Here is a 9,551-nt window from a genome sequence, read left to right as displayed (position 1 = left end):
GGAAAGCTAAAAAAGCAAGATGGTGTCCAAAGACGAGTAAACTTTGGACAAGGGCAATCCCAATAATTGAGACCTTGTCCGAACAAATACCAATCTTCGATCAAAACAAAAATTTTATAAAATTGGAATCACATGGTTTTCCAACCGCGGTATGGTTTTTCTTTGTGAACAGTACTAGCCTTTTAGCAATATCCCTATATGACATCATTCCAGAGTGATATTCTTTTACTCGAATTTAAATATAGCCATAAAAAAAACTGCACCAAAATTGTTAGTTTTGTGTTAACAATTTGGTGCGCTCAAAATCTGATACTCTTAAGGGAGATCTTCTTAGTTATTAATATATTGTTCAAATACGAATCCAAAATCCTTCACGCAATACTGTTTTTTACTGTCCTCAAGCCATTGAAAAGCTGCTTGATTAAGCATCTTGAACTGTACGACCAAATTGCTGTCTGGACTTGTGATGCGGCCTAGTGTTGTGGAAGCAACGTCAAGGCTTTGTTTCGCAAACTGTAGACTGATTTCATTTTCATGTGAAATCTCGGAAATTTTGATTAATGTTTTGTATAGGTCTTTAATTTCCTCAATATGTTTTTTGTGTACATCAATCGAGAATGGAACCGAACCAACTTTGAATTTAATTTCCACATCAAGATCGACAGTACCAGCTGTTTCAAGCATTACATCCGAAATTTGGTTTGTTACATAGCTATAGCGATGAAGCACCCGTTTTTTACTAATAGCGCTTGTACCATCAAGATGGATAAGCGCGTTATTGGTAAAACAATATTCATCCGATTTAGATTTGATTAAAAAGTAAATTTTCTCATTGTCTTCATGCATGACATAATCGTCTGCATCCACCTTATCATAATTCTCTGGTTTAATAACGGAGCCTACATCGCTCAATCCTAAAATATCGGAAGCAACTTTTCCAAACATCTTTTCAACCTCACTTTATAATTTTTTAACTAAACTATGTACGAACTAGGGGTAAAGAAAGTTTCATGTCGCAGCTCTATTTTTAAACGATGAACATTATATACCGGACAGGGAAGCATATGTACGTAATTTCATATGATATGTTAACATAAAATTCAGAAATCTGATATACTGATACAAATCAAATATTGGGGCAAATCTATGTTGATTTCCCTTGAAAATGAAAGGAAAGTGAAGAATGCGACCCATTATCTTAGGAATATTTGCCGCTTTCTTTTTTGCAATTACTTTTATCCTTAATAGATCGATGGATCTGGCCGGAGGAAGTTGGATCTGGAGTGCATCATTAAGGTATTTCTTTATGGTTCCTTTTCTAGTTCTAATTGTAATCTTGAGAAAGAACTTTAAACCGCTGTTTCTTGAAATGAAAAAGCAGCCTGGTCGTTGGTTATTATGGAGTACAGTTGGTTTTGGATTCTTCTATGCACCAATTTGCTTTTCAGCGGCTTATGCGCCCGGATGGTTAATTGCTGCAACTTGGCAGATTACCATTATTTCCGGTTCCATGCTTGCCCCGCTTTTTTATGAAACTGTAAACACAGAGAATGGGCCGGTACAATTAAGAGGGAAAATTCCTTTTAAGGGTTTAGGGATGTCTCTGATTATTTTACTAGGCATTATTCTTATGCAATTGGAACAATCGAATCACTTATCAATAATGGGGTTATCTCTAGGTGTTTTACCCGTTATTGTTGCCTCCTTTGCCTATCCATTAGGGAACCGTAAAATGATGGAGGTTTGCGGAGGCCGCCTCGATGTGTTTCAACGAGTATTAGGTATGACACTAGCAAGCCTGCCTTTTTGGATCGTATTATCAATCTATGGATTCGTCTATGAGGGCCCCCCGAGTCTGGGGCAGACTACTCAATCTGGGCTTGTTGCTATTTCCTCAGGAGTTATTGCTACGGTCCTTTTCTTTCAGGCCACTGATTTAGTAAGAGGAGACATGCAAAAGCTCGCCGCTGTAGAGGCAACCCAATCGATGGAAGTTTTGTTTGCAGTAATGGGAGAATTGCTGCTCTTAAATTCGGTGATACCTTCTTCCTTATCTTGGGGCGGTATGGCATTAGTAATGATTGGTATGGTACTTCACAGCCATTTCGCAAATAAAATGGTAAAACAAAAAATTCATAATGTCAGTGTTTAATGGGAAATCCTTATCAATCATGGTTGATAAGGATTTTTCCATTCTACTCTTCGTTTAGAATGCTTATAACAATTGGTACAGAAAATTTTGATTGCTCATTTTGACTTTTTTCCTACTTAGCTGCATATAGTTGTAACATCAACATTACTTTATGGGGTGATTACGATTAGAAATATAGGTAAGGATGATTTTGTCCAAGGTTTTGTTCCACATCATAATCATGGTTCTGTTGACTACACAGGGGTAAGTTCAGGGCATGTCCATCAATGTTTGGACGTCACATCACCGGCAATTCCAACTCAAGATGGAGGGCATATTCACTATACGGAAGGATATGTTGTCTTTGAGGATGGACACACACATCACTATCGTGCATACTCCGGCCCTGCTATACCTGTAGGGAATGGAATGCATGTACATTATTATGATTTTCATACAACTGAAGACAATGGCCATAGTCATCATGTAAAAGGTGTGGATCAACCAGCACCCGGATCTAAGTAATCAGTAAGAAAAACCAATCCTTATAGAGATTGGTTTTTTTTACGGTATTCCTTTTTAATTTCAGCAATTGCAAGTTGAACTAAATAAAAACGCGTTCTAAAACTAGAGGATGTAAAGCATTTGTTCGATCCACAAAAATAAATCCATCATACCGTTGGCCCATGTTTGAAGGTACATAATTTCCAAATTGTTCGTATTCTGGATGATACACTACACCAATAGCTCTATGACCAATAGTTGCTGAAAATTCTTTGCGGTTTTGTTCGTTAAAAATAAGAAACTTATTCATCGCTCCAGACTGATGCATGACATATTCCCAGCTGCCGATCTGGGCAGGCGGAACATTCATTACTTCCAAATTAACTCCCCATTCGGTTGAAGCAATTACAGTGCCTGTATAGGTCCCGAATCCGACGATAAACACCTCATCTTCTCCATATTGCTCGCGGAGAAGCTGTCCGACGTTTACCATTCCTTCATCCTTCATATCAGTGGCTCGTGCATCCCCAACATGGGTATTATGTTCCCATATAATGACCTTTGCATCGTTGCCATAAAATTTAACAATGGATTCTAAAGCATCTACCATGTGCCGATCACGAATATTCCATGATTCATCATCACTTTTCACCATTGTTCGGTAGTATTCTTCTGCATGCGCTGTCACAAGGGCATTTACTTCCATATTGAGACTGTTTTCCTGGTTATCATCAAATTTCCACTTATTTCTTTGAATGGCAGAAAGGAGGTCAAGGGCCTCTTTTAAACAGTCTTCTGATAAATATCCGGCAGACACTGCATAGGATTCGTTATTTCGGTTATGAGGCTCAAAACAAGCAAATGCTTTTTTTGCTATCTCAAGTTCAGGAGAATTAATTTTATCCAAATAACCAACAATCTCATCTAGGCTCTCCCATAGACTGTATACATCCAGTCCGTAAAAACCAACTTTTTCTGTTCGATTAGTTCTTAAATTAAACTGCTTTAACCACTCCATTAATTCCATTATTTCTTGATTGGCCCACATCCATGTGGGCCATCGATTAAAATCCTCTAGTACTTCGCGGGCCTCCTGTTTAGAGGAGGAAAAGCCTTTAATATATCGATTAATGGATTGGCAGGCAGGCCAATCACCTTCCACTGCCATAAAGGAAAAACCTTTCTCTTGGATTAATCGCTTAGTTATTTCTGCACGAATTGTATAAAACTCTGAAGTACCATGTGATGATTCTCCAAGCAGGACGAATTTAGAATCACCAATCGCTTCAATTAACGAATCTAGGTCGTCAATAGTATGAAATGGCGTTGCATATTTTTTTAGGGATTCTATCATTTGTTCGTTCCTTTCCTTTTTAAGTCTGGTTGTTCTATTTAGATAAGGTTCCCGTCTTACTTTGATGCTAATCCGGAGTGAAATTACCAAAAATTCACATATACGTCACAAGTTTTCTATCTATTTCGTTAATTGCATGGTATACTATAAGTGTAAAAGATAATTAACAACTTAGGAGACTCAACCATACGTGTTCGTTCCGTTATGTGAACGAGTAGTAGTAAGGTTATCCCGATTAAATCATTTGGTAGGGTGGAGCGATACAAGGTGTATAAGGGAGGCATAAATCCAAAATAAACACCTTTCATAGTTGATTTTTAGGATTTAATAAGATCACTATCAAAGGAAGAAGTTAAGGATTTATAGGTTAGTACTTCGTTAAGAAAAATTTTTTAACAAGGTATTTATAACTGAAACCAAACCAAAAGATGTATTGCCAACAAGCTCGATCCAAATGGGGAATAAAGAGTCTAAAGAGTTATCAAAACCGAAATGGATTTGTTTCTTTTAGGAATTTGAATTCCATTAAACGCATGTGAATTAATTCCTTCAACGGAACAAACACCCATCGGCTGAGTTTTTAAATTTTCCTCTAGCTTAAAAAACTAAATGGAAATAAGTATTTAAAAATCATTGGCTGGTGTAATGGTTGGGTCTCCTAAGCTGTTAATCATAAAAATGAGTTACTTCCTTACGGGGTAGCTTTTTTTTTGTTACACAGGTTCAAAAAGATTTTAAGTATAATTGGTAAAAATTCTGGGAAAATAATCCCTGTAAGGGAGTTGATATAGTATGAATAAGAAAAAAGATCCAAACATAGCCCCAGGGATGGATGACCAAGAAGAACTAGATGCAAGTGCAACTGATAAGGAAGTAGCAGATGGGGAATACACGAGTGTGACCACCCTCTCCTACGATGAAGTTGACCCAAGTTGAATGGATTACTGCCTTGATAGAAGGCAGTTTCTTTTTGTTTAAGCAGTGTTAAAGGATGTAGTTGATTTTTAGCACGTTGATTGGAGTGAAGCCTCCTGGAGCGGAAATCAACATTCAAAATTAATACAGCCTAAAGGAAAAGTAAGCATTTAAATATAAATAGCAGTTAAAATTCATTATACTATTGGTAAGAGACTGTATTGAAAGGGGAAAGTTAATGTCAGGTACACAAGAACTTAGTTTAATTGACCAGCAAGAAGCGATTTTAGCTAAGATTGAACACAAAGGTTTGTCCAAGAAAAAAATCTTCCAACGAATTCTATTAATCACGCTTGGGGCAATTCTAATGGGTGTAGGACTGGAAATTTTTCTTGTCCCCAATAAGGTAATTGATGGAGGGATTACAGGAATTTCTATCATGTTGTCTTATATGACAGGCTGGAAACTAGGAATTTTCCTCTTTCTATTTAATATTCCCTTTATCTTTTTAGGCTATAAACAAATTGGAAAGACCTTCGCTTTATCCACTCTTTATGGAATTGTTATTCTTTCTATTACAACCACCATACTTCATCCAGTTCCAGCTTTTACACAAGATATACTGCTTGCGACTGTTTTTGGGGGCATCTTGCTCGGTGCTGGCGTAGGTTTGGTCATTCGTTATGGAGGTTCATTAGATGGAACCGAAATTTTGGCCATTCTTTTCAACAATAAACTTCCGTTTTCTGTTGGGGAAATTATCATGTTTTTTAATTTATTCATCTTAGGGAGCGCCGGATTTGTTTTTTCGTGGGATCGGGCTATGTATTCGTTAATTGCCTATTTCGTTGCGTACAAAACGATTGATATTACCATTACAGGACTAGATGAATCAAAGTCAGTTTGGATTATAAGTGACAATGCCAGTCAAATAGGAGATGCCATCATGAACCGTTTAGGCCGTGGTGTTACTTACTTGAATGGGGAAGGAGCCTATTCTGGTGACCACAAGAAAGTGATTTTTTGTGTGATAAATCGACTAGAAGAAGCAAAATTAAAAGAAATTGTTACTGAAAATGATAACAGTGCCTTTTTAGCTGTGGCGGATATTGCAGAAGTACGGGGAGGCAGGTTTAAGAAAAGAGATATCCATTAGTAGAGACTTTAAAATTAGTGATCATGGAGATATTTGTAGCTTTTCTGATTTTATTGTCGTAAATAGGGAGAACAGACGATGATTTTAAGAATGTTTTGTCGTACTATGCGCTTCCCTAGGAAATAGTTTTAGCAAAAAATGAAATATTTCCGAAAAAGATGACAGATTGGTCTGCCATCTTTTTTTGAATTTATCACAATAACTCATAAACCTCATTTAACTGATAAGCTCTTTTCTCATCCTGTACCTCTTTTGCATGGTTTATTTCGTTAGGCAATATGTGGTTTAAAAAATGAATTTCTTTTTGGGTTAAATCATTGACAAAAGAACCTTCAGATTTGTAAGCGCCTTCAATAAGTTTCTTATATATAAATCGCCCCTCAGTATGATCGTCCGTGTAATTGGATAATATCTCTTTTAAATATCCCAAAGTTTTATCCATGTAATCATCCCATCCTTTCACTATATTATTTTTCTTTGAAAGGACAATAATATTCATATTCCTCATGGAAGTTTAGTTTCAATAAAAAAGACCTACTTTTTACTAAAAAGTAGGCAGTCAGTTTATTTAGTTACAGTTATAACCCGATAGCTTAGAGTATCTTGGTATTTAATAACAATATTCCCATGTTCGTTCAAAATGTGAAAAAGTTCAGGTTCAAAGTCCTTGGAGAAATTAAATTCAGGTGTTTGATTTCCATGACTTAGGGGTGGAGATTGGGCTTGAATTTCAATTTGACGGAAACCTGCAGCTTGCAAGAGGCGTACCCAGTCCTCTTCAAGCAATAAGGTATCTACCGCGTAGAAGTTCATAATCTCGGCTGCTTCCTGCTTATTCAGGGGGCGGTTAATGGTCATTTCGTTGGCAATTAAACGTCCGCCTTTTTTTAATACTCGATAAAATTCATTAAGAGCTTTTGGTTTATTCACAAAAGCTAAAACTGACTCTGATAAAATAAAGTCGAAGGTATGATCTTCAAACGGAATTTCCTCAATAGAGCCCTGTATCAAAGAAATGGGAAACTTCAGCTTGTCAAAGCGGTTTTTTGCTTTTTCTACCATGATTGGATTTATTTCCAAACCAACCACATTTGCTTTGTACTGCTGATACATGTAAGCAGCTGTTTGGCCAGTTCCACAGCCAGCATCTAATATAACGGATTGATCATTTATCTTTTCCTTTGAAAGAATGTCTTGTGTAAGAAGGATTCCGCCTGGATGTGCACCCCCAACACCGAATTTTGCTAAGAAATCAAAATAAGTTAAACTTCCCATAGATACCACCCATTATCTTTTTAGCCATTGTATGTAAAAAATGGGTAGGTGGTTCATTTTAATCCATTCTAAATATAATTACAGTTCTCAATTGTTAAATACCAGCAACACACGCATGTTTTGCTTCACATAATTTTTATCGTATCGTACAAATTAAGCAAATAGAGGGGAGAATTTTTAACTTCTATACCATGCAAAGGGGTGCTTAATATGAAAAAAATAACAAGACAACCACTTTTCAAATTGTTTACTCCTAAACCAAAAAGCAAAATGCCATTATGGGCATCACTTGTCGGACTAGGATTAAGTGCTGCAGTGTTTAGGATAACAAAAGGGAAGCGTCGAAATTTTGCACTTCCTTTTCAAAATGTAATGCAAAACTTTTCAGAAAGAGCGAACTTGCCTAGCTTAAATGTAATGGACAATGCAGCTCTTTCAGAGTTTTCTGATGAGCTAATGGAAAGTGCATTAACAAATAAACGTTAAATATTAAAAAAGTCCGCTCTTGATTCAGCGGACTTTTTTTAATATGGAGTATTAGGAACCTTCTTTGGCTGGTATTCAATCAAATCTGAAGAGTAGAGATTAATTATTAATAAATGCCCTAGTGTTTTAGCTCTAATCAGGATGGGCTCTTTGTACGTATTTTTAAAAACAAAATCAGGGCCATACCAACTAACCGTTGCATCGCGTCCAGGTGGAATGTACGGAACCTTTCTCGTATGAGAAAACCTTTGGACAATTTTAAGTCCTGCACTATCTACGGCGTTAAATAGAGTGGATGAAACCTGACAAATACCTCCGCCAATATCTTCTGAAAATTCTCCTCTCACAATCACTGGGGCCTTTAAATAACCTTTTGAAGCTGTTCTTTTTCCTACCACTTTGTTAAAAGAAAAGGTTTCCCCCGGAAAAATGACATAATTATTGATCGCCTTTGTTGCTAAATCGATATTATTGGTCCTAGTTTTGTTTCCTGGATTAAAGGACGTTACATATCGGCCAATTCGCATACTACGTATATCAGCGAGTAATTCACTGTCTACTTTCGGGTAAACAGCTAACATAGGAATTTCTAACTTTCCTGAGCGGCGGGAAAAAAAATAAGCATACAGTTGCTCCGTAAACGCTTGACGGTGGATTTGCGAACCCATCTTTTCTGCGACAATCTCACCATTTAAATCAATAGATGCATTTTCAGGCTTTATCGAGAAATGCTTGTCCAAGTTATCTAGGAATTGGCTATACTTCTTACCATCAATGATCGGCAGATCTGTATAGGGATAGGAGAAATCCTCCTGTTTAATGGTTGTCACATGGATCCCGTTTTTGGTTATCACTAAATGATCGGGAGAGGTTATGGGTTGTGATGTTAAAATAATGCCTAAAATACATGATAATATCATTAATTGCACGCCTCCTCATTATAATATAAGTAGAAATTTCCCTTTTCATGTAGAAAGGTGAAGAGAAGTTGAACATGAAATATTTATCTTTATTTCCAATTTCCTACTTTACAAATATTAGAAAGTAATCTATTATCATTATTAATAATGATAATAAAAGAAAGGAACCATTATCATGGTAAAAGAATCAACCGTTGATGTAATTTTGCATCCAGTTCGAATGAGAATCATACAGTCCTTAATAAACCAACAAATGACCGCCCAACAATTGAAAGAATTGCTTCCTGATATTCCACAAGCCTCTATGTATCGCCATTTGAAAAAATTAGTTGAGGCTGGGGTTATTCATATAATTGAAGAGATACCAAATCGAGGGACAATTGAAAAGGTATATTCTCTTCAAGACCCTGCTAACGCCACCATATCGGTAGAAAAATTAAGCAGTTTTACGAAAGATGAGCATATGAATTTATTTTTTAGGTTCATGGCTAACATCATGGGGGAATATGAGCGATATTTAAACGAGGATAATATTGATTTAGTCCGTGATGGGGTATCATTTAGGCAGACTTCTCTGTTTTTGGATGACACGGAGTTTGCTCAATTTATTAAGGAACTTTCAGAGATTTATACAAGGGTGACACAGAATAAGCCGGAAAAGGGTAGAAGGAGGAGAACTGTAGCGACCATTATAATTCCTGATCGGAAACATGAAGAACAATAGGGAGAAGCCAATGTCACATAGGGTAAATTGTCTCTTCATCACGAGACTGTTGAGCTGCAGGCTCACTTTGTCAATCCCAAAAACCA

General features: G+C 36.7%; 12 protein-coding genes. 7 read left to right on the top strand and 5 right to left on the bottom strand.

The features are described from left to right. A partial coding sequence (locus V7077_RS19955) for a hypothetical protein (protein WP_335505139.1) occupies positions 1–218 on the top strand: 218 nt, incomplete at its 5' end. Between the two features lie 112 nt (positions 219–330). On the opposite strand, the gene V7077_RS19950 is transcribed toward V7077_RS19955, so the two are convergent. Then, the gene (locus V7077_RS19950) at positions 331–945 is read right to left on the bottom strand and encodes a PH domain-containing protein (protein ID WP_335505137.1); all 615 of its coding nucleotides are present in this window, start codon (positions 943–945) and stop codon (positions 331–333) included. Between the two features lie 238 nt (positions 946–1,183). Here V7077_RS19950 and V7077_RS19945 point away from each other — a divergent pair, with 238 nt between their 5' ends. Beyond that, on the top strand, positions 1,184–2,152 hold the full coding sequence (locus tag V7077_RS19945) for a DMT family transporter (RefSeq protein ID WP_335505135.1): 969 nt from the start codon (positions 1,184–1,186) through the stop codon (positions 2,150–2,152). 165 nt (positions 2,153–2,317) lie between these two features. After that, on the top strand, positions 2,318–2,656 hold the full coding sequence (locus V7077_RS19940) for a YmaF family protein (RefSeq protein ID WP_335505213.1): 339 nt from the start codon (positions 2,318–2,320) through the stop codon (positions 2,654–2,656). Between the two features lie 79 nt (positions 2,657–2,735). Here V7077_RS19940 and V7077_RS19935 read toward each other — a convergent pair whose 3' ends face one another. After that, positions 2,736–3,989, bottom strand: a complete 1,254-nt coding sequence (locus V7077_RS19935) for an erythromycin esterase family protein (protein WP_335505134.1) — start codon at positions 3,987–3,989, stop codon at positions 2,736–2,738. 792 nt (positions 3,990–4,781) lie between these two features. Here V7077_RS19935 and V7077_RS19930 point away from each other — a divergent pair. Together V7077_RS19930 and V7077_RS19925 are read left to right on the top strand one after the other, a co-directional pair. Continuing rightward, positions 4,782–4,925, top strand: coding sequence for a hypothetical protein (locus V7077_RS19930; RefSeq protein WP_335505132.1), 144 nt, complete (start codon positions 4,782–4,784; stop codon positions 4,923–4,925). 217 nt (positions 4,926–5,142) lie between these two features. Continuing rightward, on the top strand, positions 5,143–6,060 hold the full coding sequence (locus V7077_RS19925; protein ID WP_335505130.1) for a YitT family protein: 918 nt from the start codon (positions 5,143–5,145) through the stop codon (positions 6,058–6,060). A gap of 193 nt (positions 6,061–6,253) precedes the next feature. Here V7077_RS19925 and V7077_RS19920 read toward each other — a convergent pair whose 3' ends face one another. Continuing rightward, positions 6,254–6,502, bottom strand: a complete 249-nt coding sequence (locus V7077_RS19920) for a sigma-G-dependent sporulation-specific acid-soluble spore protein CsgA (RefSeq protein WP_335505211.1) — start codon at positions 6,500–6,502, stop codon at positions 6,254–6,256. A 122-nt stretch (positions 6,503–6,624) separates the two neighbouring features. Then, a complete protein-coding gene (locus V7077_RS19915) occupies positions 6,625–7,335 on the bottom strand; it encodes a class I SAM-dependent methyltransferase (protein ID WP_335505126.1) in 711 nt (236 codons plus the stop codon). Between the two features lie 210 nt (positions 7,336–7,545). On the opposite strand from V7077_RS19915, the gene V7077_RS19910 reads away from it, so the two are divergent. Continuing rightward, positions 7,546–7,821 (top strand): hypothetical protein, encoded by a 276-nt coding sequence (locus tag V7077_RS19910; RefSeq protein WP_335505124.1) that lies wholly within the window; start codon positions 7,546–7,548, stop codon positions 7,819–7,821. A gap of 38 nt (positions 7,822–7,859) precedes the next feature. On the opposite strand, the gene V7077_RS19905 is transcribed toward V7077_RS19910, so the two are convergent. Then, positions 7,860–8,741, bottom strand: a complete 882-nt coding sequence (locus V7077_RS19905; RefSeq protein ID WP_335505123.1) for a VanW family protein — start codon at positions 8,739–8,741, stop codon at positions 7,860–7,862. A gap of 175 nt (positions 8,742–8,916) precedes the next feature. On the opposite strand from V7077_RS19905, the gene V7077_RS19900 reads away from it, so the two are divergent. Continuing rightward, the gene (locus tag V7077_RS19900; protein WP_335505121.1) at positions 8,917–9,465 is read left to right on the top strand and encodes a helix-turn-helix domain-containing protein; all 549 of its coding nucleotides are present in this window, start codon (positions 8,917–8,919) and stop codon (positions 9,463–9,465) included. Positions 9,466–9,551 lie beyond the last annotated feature (86 nt).

This window comes from Neobacillus vireti (genome assembly GCF_036962465.1).
Classification (GTDB): domain Bacteria; phylum Bacillota; class Bacilli; order Bacillales; family Cytobacillaceae; genus Neobacillus; species Neobacillus vireti_B.
Note: the sequence above shows the minus strand (reverse complement) of the source record. Positions and strands in the feature narration are given on the sequence as shown.